17 protein-coding genes are annotated in these 18,540 nt (G+C 72.6%); 9 read left to right on the forward strand and 8 right to left on the reverse strand.

Annotated features, from left to right (window positions below):
• The first annotated feature begins 616 nt into the window (after window positions 1-616).
• Both ACFCY1_RS03930 and ACFCY1_RS03935 read left to right on the forward strand, forming a co-directional pair.
• Complete coding sequence (locus ACFCY1_RS03930) at window positions 617-2,254, forward strand: M4 family metallopeptidase (protein WP_375873404.1); 1,638 nt, start codon at window positions 617-619, stop codon at window positions 2,252-2,254.
• A 395-nt stretch (window positions 2,255-2,649) separates the two neighbouring features.
• Window positions 2,650-3,588, forward strand: a complete 939-nt coding sequence (locus tag ACFCY1_RS03935) for a CPBP family intramembrane glutamic endopeptidase (RefSeq protein WP_375873405.1) — start codon at window positions 2,650-2,652, stop codon at window positions 3,586-3,588.
• Window positions 3,589-3,714: 126 nt separating this feature from the next.
• On the opposite strand, the gene ACFCY1_RS03940 is transcribed toward ACFCY1_RS03935, so the two are convergent.
• A complete protein-coding gene (locus tag ACFCY1_RS03940; RefSeq protein ID WP_375873406.1) occupies window positions 3,715-4,752 on the reverse strand; it encodes an ABC transporter substrate-binding protein in 1,038 nt (345 codons plus the stop codon).
• 59 nt (window positions 4,753-4,811) lie between these two features.
• Window positions 4,812-5,600: a MerR family transcriptional regulator gene (locus ACFCY1_RS03945; RefSeq protein ID WP_049650639.1), complete on the reverse strand. Its 789-nt coding sequence runs from the start codon at window positions 5,598-5,600 to the stop codon at window positions 4,812-4,814.
• Between the two features lie 222 nt (window positions 5,601-5,822).
• Here ACFCY1_RS03945 and ACFCY1_RS03950 point away from each other — a divergent pair, with 222 nt between their 5' ends.
• The 3 genes from ACFCY1_RS03950 to ACFCY1_RS03960 are packed head-to-tail and all read left to right on the forward strand — an operon-like array spanning window position 5,823 to window position 9,270.
• Entirely contained in the window at window positions 5,823-7,394 is a 1,572-nt protein-coding gene (locus ACFCY1_RS03950) for a flavin-containing monooxygenase (protein ID WP_375873407.1), read from the forward strand.
• A complete protein-coding gene (locus tag ACFCY1_RS03955; RefSeq protein WP_375873408.1) occupies window positions 7,391-8,380 on the forward strand; it encodes an alpha/beta fold hydrolase in 990 nt (329 codons plus the stop codon). Before ACFCY1_RS03950 ends, ACFCY1_RS03955 begins: the two co-directional genes overlap by 4 nt.
• The gene (locus ACFCY1_RS03960) at window positions 8,377-9,270 is read left to right on the forward strand and encodes an SDR family oxidoreductase (protein ID WP_074004265.1); all 894 of its coding nucleotides are present in this window, start codon (window positions 8,377-8,379) and stop codon (window positions 9,268-9,270) included. Before ACFCY1_RS03955 ends, ACFCY1_RS03960 begins: the two co-directional genes overlap by 4 nt.
• A gap of 58 nt (window positions 9,271-9,328) precedes the next feature.
• Here the strand turns inward: ACFCY1_RS03960 and ACFCY1_RS03965 are convergent, their stop codons facing one another.
• Window positions 9,329-10,681, reverse strand: coding sequence for a PLP-dependent aminotransferase family protein (locus ACFCY1_RS03965; protein WP_375873409.1), 1,353 nt, complete (start codon window positions 10,679-10,681; stop codon window positions 9,329-9,331).
• 93 nt (window positions 10,682-10,774) lie between these two features.
• On the opposite strand from ACFCY1_RS03965, the gene ACFCY1_RS03970 reads away from it, so the two are divergent.
• On the forward strand, window positions 10,775-11,437 hold the full coding sequence (locus ACFCY1_RS03970) for a LysE family translocator (RefSeq protein WP_074004267.1): 663 nt from the start codon (window positions 10,775-10,777) through the stop codon (window positions 11,435-11,437).
• A gap of 16 nt (window positions 11,438-11,453) precedes the next feature.
• On the opposite strand, the gene ACFCY1_RS03975 is transcribed toward ACFCY1_RS03970, so the two are convergent.
• The 4 genes from ACFCY1_RS03975 to ACFCY1_RS03990 all read right to left on the reverse strand — a co-directional run bounded on the left by ACFCY1_RS03975 (window position 11,454) and on the right by ACFCY1_RS03990 (window position 14,399).
• Window positions 11,454-12,494: a serine hydrolase domain-containing protein gene (locus ACFCY1_RS03975; protein ID WP_375873410.1), complete on the reverse strand. Its 1,041-nt coding sequence runs from the start codon at window positions 12,492-12,494 to the stop codon at window positions 11,454-11,456.
• Entirely contained in the window at window positions 12,491-13,426 is a 936-nt protein-coding gene (locus tag ACFCY1_RS03980; RefSeq protein ID WP_049650633.1) for a DUF6895 family protein, read from the reverse strand. Before ACFCY1_RS03980 ends, ACFCY1_RS03975 begins: the two co-directional genes overlap by 4 nt.
• A complete protein-coding gene (locus ACFCY1_RS03985) occupies window positions 13,423-14,130 on the reverse strand; it encodes a hypothetical protein (RefSeq protein ID WP_375873411.1) in 708 nt (235 codons plus the stop codon). Before ACFCY1_RS03985 ends, ACFCY1_RS03980 begins: the two co-directional genes overlap by 4 nt.
• 65 nt (window positions 14,131-14,195) lie before the next feature.
• On the reverse strand, window positions 14,196-14,399 hold the full coding sequence (locus ACFCY1_RS03990) for a hypothetical protein (RefSeq protein ID WP_049650631.1): 204 nt from the start codon (window positions 14,397-14,399) through the stop codon (window positions 14,196-14,198).
• Between the two features lie 155 nt (window positions 14,400-14,554).
• On the opposite strand from ACFCY1_RS03990, the gene ACFCY1_RS03995 reads away from it, so the two are divergent.
• Together ACFCY1_RS03995 and ACFCY1_RS04000 are read left to right on the forward strand one after the other, a co-directional pair.
• A complete protein-coding gene (locus tag ACFCY1_RS03995; protein ID WP_074004271.1) occupies window positions 14,555-15,328 on the forward strand; it encodes an SDR family oxidoreductase in 774 nt (257 codons plus the stop codon).
• A 191-nt stretch (window positions 15,329-15,519) separates the two neighbouring features.
• Window positions 15,520-17,358 carry an ABC transporter ATP-binding protein gene (locus ACFCY1_RS04000; RefSeq protein ID WP_375873412.1) on the forward strand — a complete coding sequence of 613 codons (1,839 nt, stop codon included), beginning with the start codon at window positions 15,520-15,522 and terminating at the stop codon, window positions 17,356-17,358.
• 112 nt (window positions 17,359-17,470) lie between these two features.
• On the opposite strand, the gene ACFCY1_RS04005 is transcribed toward ACFCY1_RS04000, so the two are convergent.
• Window positions 17,471-18,139, reverse strand: a complete 669-nt coding sequence (locus tag ACFCY1_RS04005; protein ID WP_074004273.1) for a 1-acyl-sn-glycerol-3-phosphate acyltransferase — start codon at window positions 18,137-18,139, stop codon at window positions 17,471-17,473.
• A gap of 176 nt (window positions 18,140-18,315) precedes the next feature.
• Between ACFCY1_RS04005 and ACFCY1_RS04010 the strand changes: the two genes are divergently transcribed.
• The gene (locus ACFCY1_RS04010; protein WP_049650627.1) at window positions 18,316-18,528 is read left to right on the forward strand and encodes an EF-hand domain-containing protein; all 213 of its coding nucleotides are present in this window, start codon (window positions 18,316-18,318) and stop codon (window positions 18,526-18,528) included.
• Window positions 18,529-18,540 lie beyond the last annotated feature (12 nt).

Here is an 18,540-nt window from a genome sequence, read left to right on the forward strand (position 1 = left end):
CGCCCCGTGAAAGAGGAGCCGTGGGCTCCAGCGCAGCCGTGCCGTCGCTTCCCTCTGCTGCCGTCCCCCAACTCGCGCGCAGGGAGGTGGTCCTGCGGTCCGGGCGGTGACGGTGCCGGTCGGCTGACTAGCAGACGACCTCCCGGTGTTCAAGGTGGTCCGGGTGGCGGGACCTCGCCACCGGCGTGTCAAGGAACCGTATGGAGTCTTCTACACACATGTAAAAGTCGATCGACCGCCGGCCGGGCCCGCTCGTCGGGTCGGCGTGCGGCGGGCGGCGGGTGGATTCCCGTAGGTGCAGGCGACCGGGCGTCGTTCGGGTCGGAGCCCTTGGCGGGATGTGGTGAATTGCCCGGGTTCGTCTGCTGATTGGAGGTTCTTTACCCGATGGCGGGACCTGGCCAATTGCTGAGCAAGACCTGTCAATTCACCTGCTGGATTGTCATGCTTCTGGTCACCCCCCAGCGGTAGCCCCACCCCCACCCATCGGTGGCGAACCGCTCGACTGCACGGGGTTCCCGCACGTCAGTGCCCGTCCCGCCCCACAGGTGCCGACCCGGCCCCCCGGGACGCGGTGCGACCGCGCCCAGACGCGGATTCCCGGAAGGACTCGTACGTGAAGCGTAAGCTCGCGGCCGTCGCCGTACTCTCGGCCACGGCCCTGTTGACCGGTGTGATCCAGGTGAGCACCGCCGCCCAGGCCGCTCCCACCCCCTCGCTGCAGGCCCAGGCCGCCCAGCAGCACGCGACCGCGCTCAAGCTGGCGGCCGGTCAGGCCGGCCCGCTGGCCAAGGCGCTCAAGCTCGGCGACAAGGAGCAGCTGGTCGCCAAGGACGCCGCGGTGGACAAGGACGGCACCCGCCACCTGCGCTTCGAGCGCACCTACGCCGGCCTGCCGGTGATCGGTGGCGACCTGGTCGTCCACCAGAAGGCCGACGGCTCGGTGAAGTCGGTCGACAAGGCGGTCGCCGCCCGGATCGCGCTGCCGAACACGACCCCGAAGATCGCCGCCGACCAGGCCGCCACGCAGGTCACCGCAGGGGTCAAGGCCACCATCGGGGCGCGCGCCGACGCCGACGAGTCGCCGCTCACCGAGGTCCACCAGGCCGGCAAGGCCGAGCTGGTGGTCTGGGCCACCGACGGCAACCCGCGCCTGGCGTACCGCACCACGGTCGAGGGCCGGCGCGCCGACGGCACCCCGAGCCGCCAGATCCTGGTCACCGACGCGGCCGACGGCCGGGTCCTCGCCACCCACGAGACGATCGAGACCGCGGCCGGCACCGGCAACGGCATCTTCGTCGGCCAGGTCCCGCTGGCCACCACCCAGAGCGGCTCGAACTACCAGCTGAAGGACGCCGGTCGCGGCGGCCAGTCCACCAGCGACCTCAACAACGGCACCGACGGCACCGGCTCGCTGTTCGCCAACACCAGCAACAGCTTCGGCGACGGCACCGTCAACAACCGCGAATCCGCCGCCGTGGACGCCCAGTTCGGTGCCGCCACCACCTGGGACTTCTACAAGAGCACCTTCGGCCGCAACGGAATCCGCAACGACGGCGTCGGCGCCCTGAGCCGGGTGCACTACGGCTCCAACTACGTCAACGCCTTCTGGGACGACAGCTGCTTCTGCATGTCGTACGGCGACGGCAGCAACAACACCGCACCGCTCACCGAGATCGACGTGGCCGGCCACGAGATGAGCCACGGCGTGACCGCGGCCACCGCGAACCTCAACTACGCGGGCGAGTCCGGCGGCCTCAACGAGGCGACCTCGGACATCATGGGCACGATGGTCGAGTGGTACGCCAACCTGCCCTCCAACCCGCCGAACTACTGGATCGGCGAGCTGATCAACCTCAACGGCAACGGTACGCCGCTGCGGTACATGGACCAGCCGAGCAAGGACGGCGGCTCGGCGGACTACTGGGACGCGAACGTCGGCAACCTGGACGTGCACTACTCGTCCGGGGTGGCGAACCACTTCTTCTACCTGCTGTCCGAGGGCAGCGGCGCGAAGACGATCAACGGGTTCAGCTACAACAGCCCGACGTACGACAACTCCACGCTCGCGGGCATCGGCCGGGACAAGGCCGCGCAGATCTGGTACCGCGCGCTGACCACGTACTTCACCTCCACCACCGACTACGCGGGCGCCCGTGCGGGCACCCTCAGCGCGGCGGCGGACCTGTACGGGTCGGGCAGCGCGGAGTACAACGCGGTCGCCGCCACCTGGACGGCCGTCAACGTCAACTGACCAGGCTCCGGGAAGACTTCGGGCATGAGTCCAGCCCGGAGCTGAACCGGGCCCGGGCCTGAACCCATCAGGCCCGGGCCCGGGGAGGTGTGGAGGGCCCCGCCGGGCCGTGGGTGCCGGCCGGCGGGGGAGTACGGCGGGGGCGACGGTGAGCGGACCACCGTCGCCCCCGCTGTGTGACGCCTGACGATACGTCAATTTTCCTTCCCGTGCAGCTTCCGTGGCGATTCGTGGCGCACGCGAGGGTGGACAGCAGGGCGCGGGGCCCTGGTAGCACCCCCGGCGGGCCCCCGTACACCCAGAAAACTCGACCATCGCGGCGGTAGTGGACAACCCCCGGGAACGGCAGTGCACTTGGTTCCGGGGCGAACCTCCGGATCCGTAGCGTCCTCGGCATGACGCTGCTGACACGAACCCCGCCGAGTGCCGTCCGACGGCGCGGCCTGCTGGTCTACCTGGTGCTCGCCTACGCCGGGATGTGGGCGGCGATGACCCCGCTGCTCGCCGAGGGCTACCAGCGCACCGACGCCCGGGAGGGGGTCGGCGCGCTGGAGCAGATCTGCATCGCGGCCGCCATGCTGGCCCCGGCGCTGGCGGCGCTGCTGGTGGTCCGCCTCGTCGAGCGGGGCGGCGGGGTACGGGAGGCGCTGGCACTGCGCTGGCCGCGGACCCGGGCCCGCGCGGTCCGGGCCTGCCTGCTGCCGCTCGGGGTGCTCGGCGGGCTGACGGCCGCGACGCTGGCACTCGGCGCGCTGGCGGGCAGCTACCCGTTCGCCGGCTTCGGCTCGCTGGACGCGGGGCGGATCGGAACGTGGGCGGTCCAGGGCCTGATCGGGATGGTGCTCTCGCTGCCGCTGTTCTTCGGCGAGGAGGTCGGCTGGCAGGGCTTCCTCTTCCCCCGGCTGCTGCTGCTCGGCCGGCGAGCGGGCGGGGGTGAGGGCGTCGGTGGCAGGGCGGTGTTGGTCCGGGCCTACCTGCTCGCGGGGACGGCCTTCGCGCTCTGGCACCTGCCGACGCTGCTGATGGGCGGCCAGTACCCGGGACGGCCCTGGTACCTGGCGGTGCCCGCGCTGACGGTCAGCTGTGTGCTCGTCCTGCCGGTCTTCACCTGGCTGAGGCTGCGCTCGGGGTCGGTGGTCCCGGCGGTGCTGGCGCACGCATTCACGAGCAGCATGAGCGTGTCGATGGTCCGGGAGTTCGCGGACCCGGACGCCGAGCTGGACCCGCTCACGATGTCGCTGGCGGGCTGGCCCGGCTGGGTCGTCCTCGGCGGGTTCGTGGCCTTCCTCGCCTTCACCGGGCGACTGCGGCCGGGCCGGTACGGGCAGGGGTGACGCGCGCCGTGGCGGGCGGCGGATGACGGGTGACGGATGTCAGATGACAGATTTCATCATCTGTTATCTGTTATCTGAAATCTGTTATCTGTTAGCTTTCGGCTGTTCGCTGTCACCCGTCGTCCGTCACCCGCCCGCCGGGGCCATGTCCTTGCGGATCTCGTCCAGGATCAGCCCGGCCCCGGTGTAGCCGATTCCGAGCATCCACAGGCTGTCGTCCACCCGGAACACCCGCCCGTTGCGTACGGCGTCCAGGTTCTTCCAGAGCGCCCCCTCGGTGATCTTCCCCTGGTCGGACTTGGCCGCGTCCCCGTACACCGCGTAGAAGATGACGTCGGCCGCGGCCTGGTCCACCTGTTCGGGGCTGATCTCCATCGAGAAACCGGGCTTGTCCTGGTTGGCGGGCCGCCCGAGCCCCAGATCCTTGAACAGCGAGCCGACGAAGGTGTCGTTCAGGTAGAGCCTGGTCGGCGCACCCGCCAGGAAGCGGGCCATCTCGACCCGGGTGGCCGCCGCCCTGGCCGGTCCGCCGAGCGCGGTGACCAGGTCCCGCAGCTTCGCCCGGTACGCCGTGTCCGCCGCGTCGGCCTCGGCCTGCCGGCCCAGCGCCTCGGCGTGCAGCCGGACGTTCTCCTTCCAGGTCGGCCCGGTGGTCTTGGAGAGCACCGTCGGCGCGATCTTCGACAGTTCGTCGTACCGCTTGTCGTCGCGGACCTGGTTGCTCAGGATGAGGTCCGGCCGCAGTGCCGCGATCGTCTCCAGGCTGGGCTGGCCGATGGCCCCGACGGGCTTCGTCCCGGACAGCCGCTCGGCGGGCAGGTAGGCGGGGAACGGGGCGCCCGCGGTGACGGTGGTGGCGCCGACCGGGCTGAGGCCGAGGGTGACCACCGAGTCCAGCGCGTCGGTGTCCAGGGCCACCACCCGGCTCGCCCGGGCCGGCACGGTGCTCTCGCCGCGCGCGTGCCGGACCGTCCGGGTGCCGCCGGAGCCGGCCGAACCACCACCGGACGAACCGGAGCCGGCCGAACCGGAGCCCGACGAACCATCACCGGACGAACCACCGCCCGGCGCCGGGGAGTCGGACCCGCACGCGGCGAGCGCGAGCCACGGGGCGAGCCCGGCGGCGAGGCCGAGAGCGGCGCGGCGGCTGAGCGGTCGGGCCATCGGCGGCACCTCCAACGTACGGGCAGGGCGCGGGAATCCCTGCCCGCGCAGCGGCCCGGTTACGCCTCGGAACCGTTCTCCCGTCGCTGGCGCAGGAGTTCGAGGTACTCGACGTGCACCCGTCGGTCCATGGCGAGGGCGAACTGGGCGTCCGCGACCGTGCGCGCCAGCGGCCGAACCCGCAGGATGCGCTCGGTGAGCCGGGCCGCCTCGCCGGGCGGCAGCGGGGTGTCGGCGGCCAGCGCGCTGAGCAGGTGCTCGCCGACCACCTCGATGAAGATCTCGGCGATGGCGTCCACGTGCTCCCGGGTGCGCCGACTGGCGTCCAGTACCGCCGAGAGCGGCACCCCCTCCGCCACCAGCTCGGTGGTGGCGTCCATCAGCCGGCGGCTGACGTGGGTGATGCCGTCCTCCTCGACGGTGATGTAGCCCTGGGCGATCGACTCGGCGGTGTTCTCCTCGGTCAGCTGGTCGCCGAAGGCGGTCTTGAGCTCGTCCCAGTCCAGGCGCACCGGGGTCTCGTCGGACCACGGCGCGACGATCGCCGCCTCCAGCCCGATCAGCTCGGCGACGTCCCGCCCGCTCTCGCCGGCGCCGATCAGCTCGGCGATGCCGCCCAGGGTGTGGCCGCGTTCGAGCAGTTCGCCGATCATCCGCAGCCGGGCCAGGTGCTCCTCGCCGTACCAGGCGATGCGGCCCTCCTTGCGGGGCGGCTGAAGCAGTTTGCGCTCGCGGTAGAAGCGCAGGGTGCGGGTGGTGATGCCGGCGGCCTCGGCCAGTTCCTCTACCCGGTACTCGCGTTTTCTGTCGCCCGCAGCAGCTCTGACCTTGTCCACGGCGATCAGCATAGGTCCGTCGGCTCGGAAGGCTCCCCGAACCGGAGCGGTCGCGCTTCTTCCATCCGGTGTCAGCAAGGGCTACCCTGCCAACCATGCCAGTGATTACTGGCGCGATTGGCGGGGTTCCGGAGGCGGGCCCCGGGAGGATCCGGAGACGGGCCCCAGGAGGTTCCGGGGCACGCTCGCCGGGAGAGCGCGACGATCACCGTCCCACCCTCAGGAGGTTGCCGCATGGCATCCAGCAGCAAGCGCCCCCGCTCCGGCGCGTCCGCAGCGACCGACACCACCGCGGCGCAGGAGTCCGTCCCGCACGTCCGGGTGGCGGTGATCGGCTCCGGCTTCGGCGGACTCGGCGCCGCGGTCCGACTGCGCCGTGCCGGGATCACCGACTTCGTGGTCCTGGAGCGGGCGGACTCGGTCGGCGGCACCTGGCGCGACAACAGCTACCCCGGCTGCGCCTGCGACGTGCCCTCGCACCTCTACTCCTTCTCCTTCGCGCCCAACCCCGACTGGCCGCGCAGCTTCTCCGGCCAGCCGGACATCCGCGCCTACCTGGAGAAGGTCGCCACCGTCTTCGGCCTCCGCCCCCACCTGCGCTTCAACACCGAGGTGTTGGAAGCCCGTTGGGAGAGCGAGCAGACCCGCTGGCGGATCACCACCTCGGCCGGCCAGTGGACGGCCGACGCCATCGTCTCCGCCGCCGGACCGCTCGCCGACCCGCAGATCCCCGACCTGCCCGGGCTGGGCGACTTCCCCGGCAAGGTGTTCCACTCCTCCCGCTGGGACCACGACTTCGACCTGACCGGCAAGCGCGTCGCGATGGTCGGCACCGGCGCCTCCGCCGCGCAGATCATCCCGTCGATCCAGCCCAAGGTCGGCAGGCTGACGGTCTTCCAGCGCACCCCGGCCTGGGTGCTGCCGCGCCGCGACCGCGAGATCAGCCAGCTGGAGAAGTGGCTGCACGGCCGCCTGCCGGTCACCGCAAAGATCCGCCGCGGCACCCTGTTCGCCCTCCGCGAGCTCCAGGTGGACGCGTTCGTGCGCCGCCCCGGACTGCTGCGCCTGGTCCAGCAGCTCGCCGAACGCCACATCGCCCAGGGCGTCCCCGACCCGGCGCTGCGGGCCAGGCTCACCCCGGACTACCGGATCGGCTGCAAGCGCATCCTGCTCAGCAACACCTACTACCCGGCGCTCGCCGCGGCCAACACCGAGGTCGTCTCCTCCGGCCTGCGCGAACTGCGCGGCTCCACGCTGGTCGCGGCCGACGGCAGCGAGCACGAGGTGGACGCCATCGTCTTCGGCACCGGCTTCCACGTCACCGACATGCCCATCGGCGCCCGGGTGTTCGGTGCCAACGGGACCAGCCTGGCGGAGGAGTGGAAGGACGGCATGGAGGCGCTGCGCGGCTCGACCGTGCACGGCTTCCCGAACCTCTTCTTCGTCATCGGGCCCAACACCGGCCTCGGCAACAGCTCGATGATCCTGATGATCGAGTCCCAACTGAACTACATGATCGACGCGTTGACCACGCTCGGCTCGATCGGAGCCGCCGCGATGCAGCCCACCGCGCGCGCCCAGCGGCAGTGGAACCTCGAACTCCAGCACCGGATGGACCGCACCGTCTGGACCACCGGCGGCTGCCTCAGCTGGTACCTCGACCCGAGCGGTAGGAACACCGTGCTCTGGCCCGGCTCCACCACCTCGTTCCGCCGGGCCACCCGCAGGGTCGACCTGGGCGAGTACGAGCTGATCATGCGCGCCGCACCGGCGGCCGCCCGCACCGTCCAGGAGGTCTCCGCGTGAACGGCGTCCAGCTGCCCGAGGAGTACGAACCTCCCGTCCCCGTGGAGGAGTTGAGCGTACGGTCGGCGGACGGCATCCGGCTGCACGTCGAGGTGCACGGCCGGCTCGACGCGCCCACCGTGGTGCTCGCCCACGGCTGGACCTGCTCGACCGCCTTCTGGGCCCCGGTGATCCGCCTGCTGGCCGACCGCTACCGGGTGGTGGCCTACGACCAGCGCGGCCACGGGCGCAGCGAGATCCCGCCGAGCCGGGCCCGCTACTCGACCAGGGCGCTGGCCGAGGACCTGTCCGCCGTGCTCGCGCGGACCGTGCCGGCGGGCGAGCGGGCCGTGCTCGCCGGGCACAGCATGGGTGGGATGACGATCATGGCCGCCGGTGGCCGCCCCGAGGTCGCCGAGCGCACCGCCGCGGCCGTCCTGATCTCCACCGGGCCGGGTGACCTGGTGGCCGAACTCACCGTCCTGCCACCGGCCGTACGCGCCCGGGGCCTGCGACGCTTCCTGCACCGGCAGCTGCTGCGCTCCCGGATGCCGCTCGGACCGGTCTCGCCGGTCAGCCGGGCGGCGCTCAAGTACGCGACCATGGGCGCCGGTTCGCCCGCCGGCCAGGTCGAGGCGACGGCCCGAATCGTGCACGCCTGCCCGACCGCCGTCCGCGCCAACTGGGCCGCGGTGCTGGACCGGCTGGACGTCCACGCCGGGCTCGCCCGGATCGCCGCGCCCACGGCGGTGGTGGTCGGCACCGACGACCGGCTGACCCCGCCGGTGCACGCTCACCGGATGGTCGCCGAACTCCAGGACGCGCAGGGGCTGTTGCTGCTGCCCGGGGTCGGGCACATGTCGCCGCTGGAGCGCCCGGCGGAGGTCGCCGCGGAGATCCACCGGATGGCCTCCGGGTACCTGACGGCCGCGCCCGCCGGCGCCGTTCCCGCTTCCCTTCCCGCTTCCGCTTCCGCTTCCACCGACGAGAGGACCGCTGTCGCATGAACGCCATCCCGCCGTTGTCCGAGCAGGTCGTCGTCGTCACCGGGGCCGCGCGCGGCGTCGGCGCGTCGCTGGCACGCAAGCTCGCCCGGCGCGGGGCCAAGGTGGCCCTGCTGGGACTGGAGCCGGAGGAGCTGAAGGCCGTCGCCGCGCAGTGCGGCCCGTCCGCGACCAGCTGGGAGGTGGACGTCACCGACCTCGACGCGCTGGAGGACACCGCCCGGCGGATCAAGGAGCACTACGGGCGGGTCGACACCGTCGTCGCCAATGCCGGGATCGCCCTCGGCGGGCCGCTGGCCGACAGTGACCACCGGGCGTTCAGCCGGGTCATCGAGGTCAACCTGCTCGGCAGCGTGGCCACCGCCAGGGCCTTCCTGCCTGCGCTCGCCGAGAGCCGCGGGTACCTGCTCCAGATCGCCTCGCTCGCCGCGCTGACCCCCGCGCCGCTGATGAGCGCGTACTGCGCCAGCAAGTCCGGGGTGGAGGCCTTCGCCCACTCGATCCGCGCCGAGGTGGCCTACCAGGGGGTCAAGGTCGGTGTCGGGTACCTGAGTTGGACCGACACGGACATGGTGCGCGGGGCCGACGAGGACGCCGTGCTGAAGCAGATGCGCTCCCGGCTGCCGTGGCCGGCGAACAAGACGTATCCGCTGGAGCCCGCGGTGGACCGGATCGTCGCCGGGATCGCCCGCCGGTCCGCCCACGTCTACGCCCAGGCCTGGCTGCGCGGGATGCAGCCGGTCCGCTGGCTGCTGCCGAGCCTGATCGCGGTGGTCGGCTCCCGGGACGTGGCCCGGCTCGCCCCCCAGCTCGCCGCCACCGCCGCCACTCGCCTGCGCGCCGTCGGCGCCGGGGGCGCGGCGGACGACCGACGGCGGACAGTCGACAGCTGACGGATGACAGGCGACGGATAACAGCTGACAGCTGACAGATTTCGAAATCTGTCAGCTGTCAGCTGTCAGCTGTTCGTCGTTCGCCGTCACCCGCCCCCGCCGCGATCCCCGCCAGCGTCTCCAGCGCCCGCGCCAGCACCGGCAGCGGCGGCGAGGCGAGCCCGACCCGGACGGCGGAGGGCGAGCGCCGGGGATCGACGGCGAAGGCCGCCGCGGGCGTGACCGAGATCCCGGCCCGCGCCGCCTCCGCGACGAAGGTCTCCGCCCGTCGGCCGGTCGGCAGTTCCCACCACAGGTAGTACGAGCACGGGTCGGACCGCAGTCGCTGCCCCGCCAGCACCTCGCGCGCCAGCAGCTGCCGGGCCGTCGCGTCGGCCCGCTTCGCCGCCTCCACCGAGGCCAGTGTGCCGTCCCCGATCCAGCGCACCGCCGCCTCCAGCGCGAAGCCGCCCGGCGTCCACCCGCCCGAGCGCAGGGCGCCCGCCACCCGTTCGCGCAGCGCCGCCGGGACGACCGCGAACCCGGTGGTCAGCCCCGGGGCGAGCCGCTTGGAGAGGCTGTCCACGAGGACGGTGCGCTCCGGTGCGAGCGCGGCCAGCGGCACCGACTCCGGCCGCAGGAAGGACCAGACGGCGTCCTCGACCACCGGCAGGTCGAGCCGCCGCAGCAGCGCCACGAGCGCCACCACCCGCTCCTGCGGCAGGCTCGCGCCGAGCGGGTTCTGCAGGCGCGGCTGGAGGTACACCGCGCGCAGCGGTCCGGCCCGGTGGGCGGCCGCCACGGCGTCCGGCAGCAGCCCGTACTCGTCCACGGCCAGCGGCACCAGCACGATGCCCAGCCGCTCCGCCGCCGCCTTGACCACCGGATAGGTCAGCTCCTCCACGCCCAGCCGCTGTCCGGGCGGCACCAGCGCGGACAGGGCCCCGGCGATGGCCTGCCGCCCGTTGCCGGCGAACAGCAGGTCCTCCGCCGCGACCTCCCAGGAGCCGGCCGACACCAGTCCGGCGAACGCCCGCCGTGCCGCGCCCGTCCCGGCCGCGCCGACCGGCCGCAGCGCCTCGCCCAGCGCGTCCGGCCGCAGCAGCGGCGCCAGTGCGCCCGCGAGCAGTTCGGCCTGCCCGGCGACGGCGGGGTAGTTGAGCTCCAGGTCCACGGGGGCGGCGGCCGGCTCCGCGAGTGCCACCCGGCTGCCGTCCGGTGCGCGCCCGGCCCGGACGAAGGTCCCGCGCCCGACCTCCCCGACGGTCAGTCCGCGCCGGGCCAGTTCCCGGTAGACGCGCCCCGCCGTCGAGTTGGCGATGCCCCGGCCACGGGCGAACGCCCGTTGGGTGGGCAGCTGCTGGCCGGGCCGCAGTCGTCCGTCCGCGATCTCGGCGGCGATCCGGTCGGCGATCAGGCGGTAGTCGTCCATCGGCGTTCGCTCCTCCAGGGCCTCGGGCGCCGGATTGCACCGAGGGCAAAGTCATCATTGCATTGACCCGATGAGCCGTCCTAGCCTCCTCGCATGGACGCGTTGACATCCGCCGTGGACGGCCGGGCCCTGCTCGGGATCGCCGCCGTGGCCCTGGGCATGGTGCTGTCGCCCGGGCCGAACATGATCTACCTGGTCTCGCGCTCGATCGCGCAGGGCCGCCGCGCCGGGCTGATCTCGCTGACCGGGGTCGCGGCCGGCTTCCTGGTCTACCTGGTCGCGGTGACGGCGGGGGTGGCCGCGGTGTTCTCGGTGGTGCCCGCCCTCTACACCGCGATCAAGCTGGCCGGTGCCGGGTACCTGCTCTGGCTGGCCTGGAAGGCGGTCAAGCCGGGCGGCACGGCGGTCTTCGCCCCGCAGCAGCTGCCGCCGGACCCGCCGCGCCGGCTGTTCGCGATGGGCTTCCTGACCTGCCTGCTCAACCCCAAGATCGCCATCATGTACATCTCGCTGCTGCCCCAGTTCGTGGCCCCGGAACGCGGTCACGTCGCCCTGCAGAGCCTGCTGCTGGGCCTGACCCAGATCGCGATAGCGATCACCGTCAACGGCCTGATCGCGGTGAGCGCGGGCGGCATCGCGGCCTTCCTCAACCGCCGCCCCGGCTGGCTGCGGATCCAGCGCTACGTGATGGGCACCGTCCTCGCGGGCCTCGCCGTGCACATCGCCGCCGACCGCGCCAAGGCCGTGGCGGTTTAGGGCGTCTCCTCGCCGGCTAGAGCCGGCTGGCGACCCGCAGTGCCTCGTACCCCGCCTGGACGAACCGTCCGTTCAGCGCCGGAGCGGTGTTGGCCACCGCCGCGACGGCCGCCGAACGTTCCGGCGAGAAGCCCACGAAGGCGGTGAACCCCCGGGTGCCCCCGCTGTGGAAGAACAGGTCCCGGTCGCCCGAGCGGCGGTGCATCCAGACCAGGCCGATCCGGTCGGTCGAGTGCGGCAACCGCAGCCGCAGCCGCCGGACGTCCCGCAGGGCGGCCTTCAGCCCATTGCCCGGGCCCGCCGCCGGCCCGCCGTCCAGGTGTGCAAGGAGGTAGCGCAGCAGATCGGTCCCGTCGGACCGCACCGCGCCGGCTCCGGGCAGCCCGGGGATGTGCCAGGGCGGGAGCGCCTGTCCGCGCCGGTAGCCGGTGGCCCGGCCCGGCGGGTCCGGGGCGCAGGTCGTGGACCGCAGCCCCAGCGGTCCGCAGACCCGGTCGACGAGCAGTTCCCCGTACGGCAGCCCGCCCGTCTCGGCGAGCACCCGGCCGAGCAGTCCGACTCCGTAGTTGGAGTACCCGTACCTGCTACCGGGCTGTCCACGTACGGTCGTTCGGGCCAGTGCGTCCCTCAACTGATCGTCGCCGTACGTCTGGTACGGGTTGCTGAACCAGGCCGGGACGGCCTTCGCGAGCAGTCCCGGGGGCAGCCCGGGCAGGCCCGAGGTGTGGGTGGCCAGGTGCAGCAGCCGGATGGGTTCCGGTGAGTGGACCTTCGCGGCGCGCCAGCGGCGCGGCAGCCTGCTCTCGACCGGGTCGTCCAGGGCGAGTTCACCGCGGGCGACCATCTCCGCGAGCAGCAGTGCGGTGAACGTCTTGCTGACGGAGCCGAGTTCGAAGACGGTGTCGGGGGTGCAGGGCGCGGCGGCCGGTCCGCGGTGGACCCGCCCGAAGCAGCGCACCTCCGCCAGGTCGCCGCGGGCCAGGGCGACGGTCACGGCGGTGGCGTAGGGCTCGGCCGCCCGCACCACCGCCGTGACCGCGGCGTCCAACCCGTTCAAGGGGCCACCGGCGTGCCGCCGAGGGCCCGGGAGAGCGCGACGTTGGCGGCCACCACCCCGACCACCGCGGTGTGGCAGTGCTGGCGGAAGTCCTCCTCCGGGTCCTCGTTGTCGGGTGCGGAGCCCTCGCACTTGATCATCCCGTCCGCCTGCTGGGCCGCTGCCAGCGCCTCCCAACCGGTCCGGCCGGTGACCGGTTCGCCGATGCACGAGTCCACGATGAGCAGTTCGCCGGCGAGGTCCCACTGCTCGATCTCCAGCCAGATGTCGAGCCAGACCGGCAGCCAGTCGCGCAGGTAGTCGCGCATCGGCTCGGGCAGGCACTCGGGCCGGGCGCCCCAGTCGGTGAGGTGGAAGACGGTGTGGGTGACCTGGTAGGCGATCACCCAGGCGACGGTCCACGGCTCGGGGAGGGCGCCGAGCCAGGTGTTCCGGGCCAGCCGGGGCCAGTCCGGCTGCGGTTCGAGGCCGGAGATCCGCCGGGCGTTGGCGAGGGCGAGGTGGCGGCTGCCCTGGATCTCGACGGCGTGCACGGCGCGGAGCCGGCCGATCGAGGTGAGCAACTCCTCCATGGCGGCGTGGCGGTAGCCGGACCGGGCGAAGTGGCCGTACGTCTCCAGCGGGTCGACGAGGGTGACGTGCCGCAGCTGTCGTTCGAGCAGCAGGTCGCCCTCTCCCAGCTGGGCCCAGGCGGCTTCGAGGAGTTCCCGCGCGAGGCGGGCGTCGTGCGGGCCGGTGACGCCGTCGCGCAGGACCAGGGAGGAGGCCAACGCGGCTTCGCAGAGCGGCTTGTAGACATCCTCCGGGTCGGCCAGGTCGACGATGGTGCTTTCCTCCAGCCGGCTGTAGCCGCGCTGGTAGCCGGCGTGCAGCCAGGCCAGTGACCGGGAGCCGAGCTGTTGGGCGGTGGCGAGCACCGAGGTTTCGGTCATTTCGGCGCTCCTTCCAACATGCGCTGGGCGATGGTGAGTTCGAGCACGGAGCGGGACGTCCCGTCGCCGGCCAGGCGGATCCGGTCCAGGACGGGTTCGATCTCCAGTCGGAGCGGCCGGCCGTCGGCCCGGGCCCAGGAGAGCCACCGGGCGAGCCGTACGGCAGTGGTGGGGTCGCGCCGGAGCATGCTGCGGACGGCGCCGCGGGCGAGGTGCAGGGTGTTCGCGCGGGCGGCGTCGTGAACCGGGCCGTCCAGCGTCGGCAGTGCCAGGGAGGACAGTTGGGCCATCCGCTTCGACCACGCCTGCCAGCCGACGGCCTCCGGGTCGGACAGTGGCGCGGGGGTCTGTACGGCCGCCCCGTACGGCGTGCGGGCGAGCAGTCCTCCGGCCGCCCAGTCCTGCCATCCGATCACCAGCGCGGCCTCCGCGGAGGAGGGTGTGGGTGCGGGGAAGGCCGTTCGTGCCTCGGCCAGCAGCGCGGCGGTGGTGTCGTCGGGCTGCGCGCCGGTGAGCAGTTGCGGTGCGAAGAGGTCCGCGCCGAGCACCCGGACTGCGGCCAGCAGCGGGCGGGGCACCACGGTGTCGGGGTCCGCGAGTGCGGCCGTGCCCTCGCCGTCCCGGAGGACGGCGAGGGTCCGGTCCGCCACCCGCTCGACCGCCGCGGCGTACTCGTCACGGAGAGGGGTCTCGGCGGTTGGCATGGTGATCTGGTCCCCCTTCAGGAGGGTCGGTCACGGGCGCGAGGCCCGACAGGGGGGAAGTCGCCCTACCGGGTCGGCTTCTCCTTGGGGCCCTTCGGCGAGAGGAGCAGCAGCGCGGCGAGCAGCACCGCGCCGGCGGCCTCGGGCAGGTACGTGGGCGCGTCGGACACGACGGCCTCGTCCTCCACCATCAGGCTCGCGAGTGTCTCGGCTTCGAGTGTCGCGCTGTGCGACGTCGTAGCCGTTTCGGTCCGGAACTGAGTAAGCATCAGAAGTGCCTCCTCGTCTGGATTTCACCGCCCGGTCGGACGATGCCCCCGTTCGACAGTACGAGCACCTCCCGGGGGCTGCATCCGCAACTCTCTGAGCTGGGAAATCGCCCTCGGTGTGGGTCCGGAAGCGGCGAGTCGGTACGGTCTGGGGCATGACCACAGCCTTGATCACCGGCGCGACCGCCGGCATCGGAGCCGCCTTTGCGCGACGGCTCGCCCGCAGCGGCTACCAGCTCGTCCTGGTGGCCCGGGACACCGAGCGCCTGGAGCGCGCCGCCGCCGACCTGCACGGCAGGTACGGCATCGAGACGGAGGTGCTGACCGCCGACCTCGCGACCGACGAGGGCATCGGCGCCGTCGAGGCCCGACTCGCCGACCCCGCCCGCCCGGTGGACCTCCTGGTCAACAACGCGGGCTTCGGCAACAAGGGCGCCTTCGGGACCGTCCCGCTCCAGGACGAGCTGGCCATGCTGAAGGTGCACATCGAGGCGATCCTGCGGCTGACCACGGCCGCCCTGCCCGGAATGCGGGAGCGCGGCCGCGGTGCGATCGTCAATGTGGCCTCGGTGGCGGCCTTCCTGCCGCGCGGCACGTACGGCGCGAGCAAGGCCTGGGTGGTCAGTTTCACCCAGGGCGTGCTGCGCGACCTCGGCGGTACGGGCGTGCGGATGATGGCGCTCTGCCCGGGCTTCACCCGGACCGAGTTCCACCAGCGGGCCGGCATGGGCACCGGGAACATCCCGTCCTGGTCCTGGCTGTCCGCCGAGCGGGTGGTGGACGAGGCGATGCGCGACCTGGCGCGCGGCCGGGCCGTGTCCGTGCCGGGCAAGCGGTACAAGGTCGCGGTGGCCATCGCCCGGATGCTGCCCTCCGGCAAGCTCGGCGGGGTCTCCTCGAAGGCGGCGCGCACCTACCGGACCAACTGAGGCCCGGGGCGGTCGGGGCGGTCGGGCGGCTCTGCGGGGCCCGTACGCGCGCTCCGCGGGGATCGTACGGGCGCTCCGCGGAGCCTGTACGGACGAGGAATAGGGCAACAGTCACTATTAGCTTATCTAACTATGAGCTATCCTCGCTATATTGCCCCGCACCCGACCGCCCCACCCAGGGAGGCCCGTCCTTGAGGCCCACCGCCATCGACTGGACCCCGCCCGAGCGCGCCGAGGGCGAACCCCGCCCACCGGCCGAGTGGCGCCGCATCCTCGCGCTCTTCCGCCCGTACCGGGCCCGCCTGGCCGTCGTCGGGCTGCTGGTCGCCGCCTCGGCCGTGGTCTCGGTCGTCTCGCCCTTCCTGCTCAGGGCCGTCCTGGACACCGCCATCCCGCAGGGCCGCACCGGGCTGCTCAGCCTGCTCGCGCTCGGGATGATCCTGACCGCCGTGGTGAACAGCATCTTCAACGTGCTCCAGACGCTGATCTCCACCACCGTCGGCCAGCGCGTGATGCACGACCTGCGCACCGCCGTCTACGGCCACCTCCAGCGGCAGTCGCTGGCCTTCTTCACCCGCACCCGCACCGGCGAGGTGCAGTCCCGGATCGCCAACGACATCGGCGGCATGCAGTCCACGGTGACCTCCACCGCGACCAGCCTGGTCTCCAACCTGACCGCCGTGGTCGCCTCCGTCGTCGCCATGGTCGCCCTCGACTGGCGGCTGACCGTCGTCTCGCTGCTGCTGCTCCCGCTGTTCGTCTGGATCAGCCGCAGGGTCGGGCAGGAGCGCAAGAAGATCACCACCGAGCGGCAGAAGCAGCTGGCCGCGATGAGCTCGGCGGTCCAGGAGTCGCTCTCGGTCAGCGGCATCCTGCTCGGCCGCACCATGGGCCGCTCCGGCTCGCTCGCCCGGGAGTTCACCGGGCAGTCCGACCAGCTCGCCGACCTGGAGGTGCGGGCCAGCATGGCCGGGCGCTGGCGGATGAACACCATCCAGATCGTGATGGCCGCGATGCCCGCGCTGATCTACTGGGCGGCCGGGCTGACCTCCGCCGCCGGTGCGCCGATCGTCTCGGTCGGCACCCTGGTCGCCTTCGTCACCCTCCAGCAGGGCCTCTTCCGGCCCACCGTCAGCCTGCTCTCCACCGGCGTGGACGTGCAGACCTCGCTCGCCCTCTTCCAGCGCATCTTCGAGTACCTCGACCTGCCGGTGGAGATCGACGAGCCGGCCGACCCGGTCACCCTGACCGACATCCGCGGCGAGGTCCGCTTCAAGGACGTCGACTTCCGCTACGACCCGGCGCAGGAGCGCCCCACCCTGGCCGGCGTCGACCTCATCGTCCCGGCCGGGAGCTCGCTGGCCGTGGTCGGCGAGACCGGCTCGGGCAAGACCACCCTCAGCTACCTCGTCCCGCGGCTGTACGACGTCACCGGCGGAAGCGTCACCCTGGACGGCGTGGACGTGCGCGAACTGTCCTTCGACACCCTGGCCCGCGCGGTCGGCGTGGTCTCCCAGGAGACCTACCTCTTCCACGCCTCGGTCGCCGAGAACCTGCGCTTCGCCAAGCCCGGCGCCAGCGACGCCGAACTGGTCGAGGCCGCCCGGGCCGCACAGGTCCACGACACCATCGCCGCCCTCCCGGACGGCTACGACACCCTGGTCGGCGAGCGTGGCTACCGCTTCTCCGGCGGCGAGAAGCAGCGCCTCGCACTCGCCCGGACGATCCTGCGCAACCCGCCGGTGCTCATCCTCGACGAGGCCACCAGCGCGCTCGACAACCGCACCGAGCACGCCGTCCAGCAGGCCGTGGACACCCTGGCCGCCGGCCGCACCACCATCACCATCGCGCACCGGCTCTCCACCGTCCGCGCCGCCGACCAGATCGCCGTCCTGGACCACGGCGAGGTGGTCGAACTCGGCACCCACGAGGAGCTGGTGGCGCTGGACGGACGGTACGCGGCGCTGCTGCGCCGGGAGGTGCCGGAGGCCGCCCGGCAGCCCGAACCGGCCGCACTCGGGCACGTGTGACGGGGCGGGCGCGCCCGGGTTCGTGTCGAGTCGGGCCGACGGGGCGGACGCCGCGCTCGGGTGCGCGGGACGGGCCGGCGTGCGAGCGCGTGCGTCCGGGACGGGCCGGCGGTCAGGCCGCCTTCGGGACCTCGTTGTAGCTCTCCGCGACCTCCTGGCCGGAGAGCCGCTGGATGGCCGCCATCACCTCGTCGGTCACCTGCCGACGGGCCTTCAGCGAGCGGGCCTGCCCGTGCAGCTCGTCGAAGTGCAGCGGCTCGCCGAAGCGGACCGTCACCTTCTTCAGCCGCGGCAGCCGCTTGCCCACCGGCAGGATCTGCTCCGGACCCTCCAGCGCAACCGGCACCACCGGCACGCCCGCGGTCAGCGCGAGCCAGGCGACGCCCGTCTTGCCCCGGTAGAGCCGGCCGTCCAGGGAGCGGGTGCCCTCGGGGTAGATGCCGAAGGCCTTGCCGTCCTCCAGGATCTCCAGCGCCGACTCCAGCGAGGCCTGAGCGGAACGGTAGGTGCCGCGCTCGACCGGCACGGCGCCGATGGCCTCGAAGAAGCCCTTGGAGAGCCGGCCCTTGAGCCCGCTGCCGGTGAAGTACTCGGCCTTGGCGAGGAAGTGGACCCGGCGCGGGGCGGTCAGTGGGATCACCACGCTGTCGATGAAGGACAGGTGGTTGCTGGCCAGGATCACCCCGCCCTTGCGCGGCACGTTCCCGATTCCCTCGATGACCGGCCGCCAGATCCCCCGCGAGACCGGTTTCAGCACCAACTTGGTGGCGAGGTCGAGCACGATTCCCTCCCTGGACGAACGATCGCCCGGGAGGAGCCCGGGCCTGCAATCAGATCCGCAGACTACGACACCGACCCCGGCGCGCGTCCACTCCCGGCGACCGTGGCGAACACCACGGCCGGGTAGGGTACGGCCGTCCGAACCGAGCGACACCCCGCAGTACCCAGGAGGGCACCATGGAGACCACCGAGGCGATCAAGGCCTTTTTCGACCGCTTCGACAAGGACGGCGACGGCAAGATCACCCCGGCCGAGTACGCTCTGGCCGCCAACGAGATGGGCGACCACGACGTCACCATCTCGATGGCCGAGGCGCTGATCCACAGCATGGACACCAACCACGACGGCGTCCTGACCTTCGAGGAGTTCCTGGCCGCCCGCCGGCGCTGAGCCCGTGCCGAC

Origin of the sequence: Kitasatospora sp. NPDC056273, assembly GCF_042268845.1 — a bacterium.
Classification (GTDB): Bacteria; Actinomycetota; Actinomycetes; order Streptomycetales; family Streptomycetaceae; genus Kitasatospora.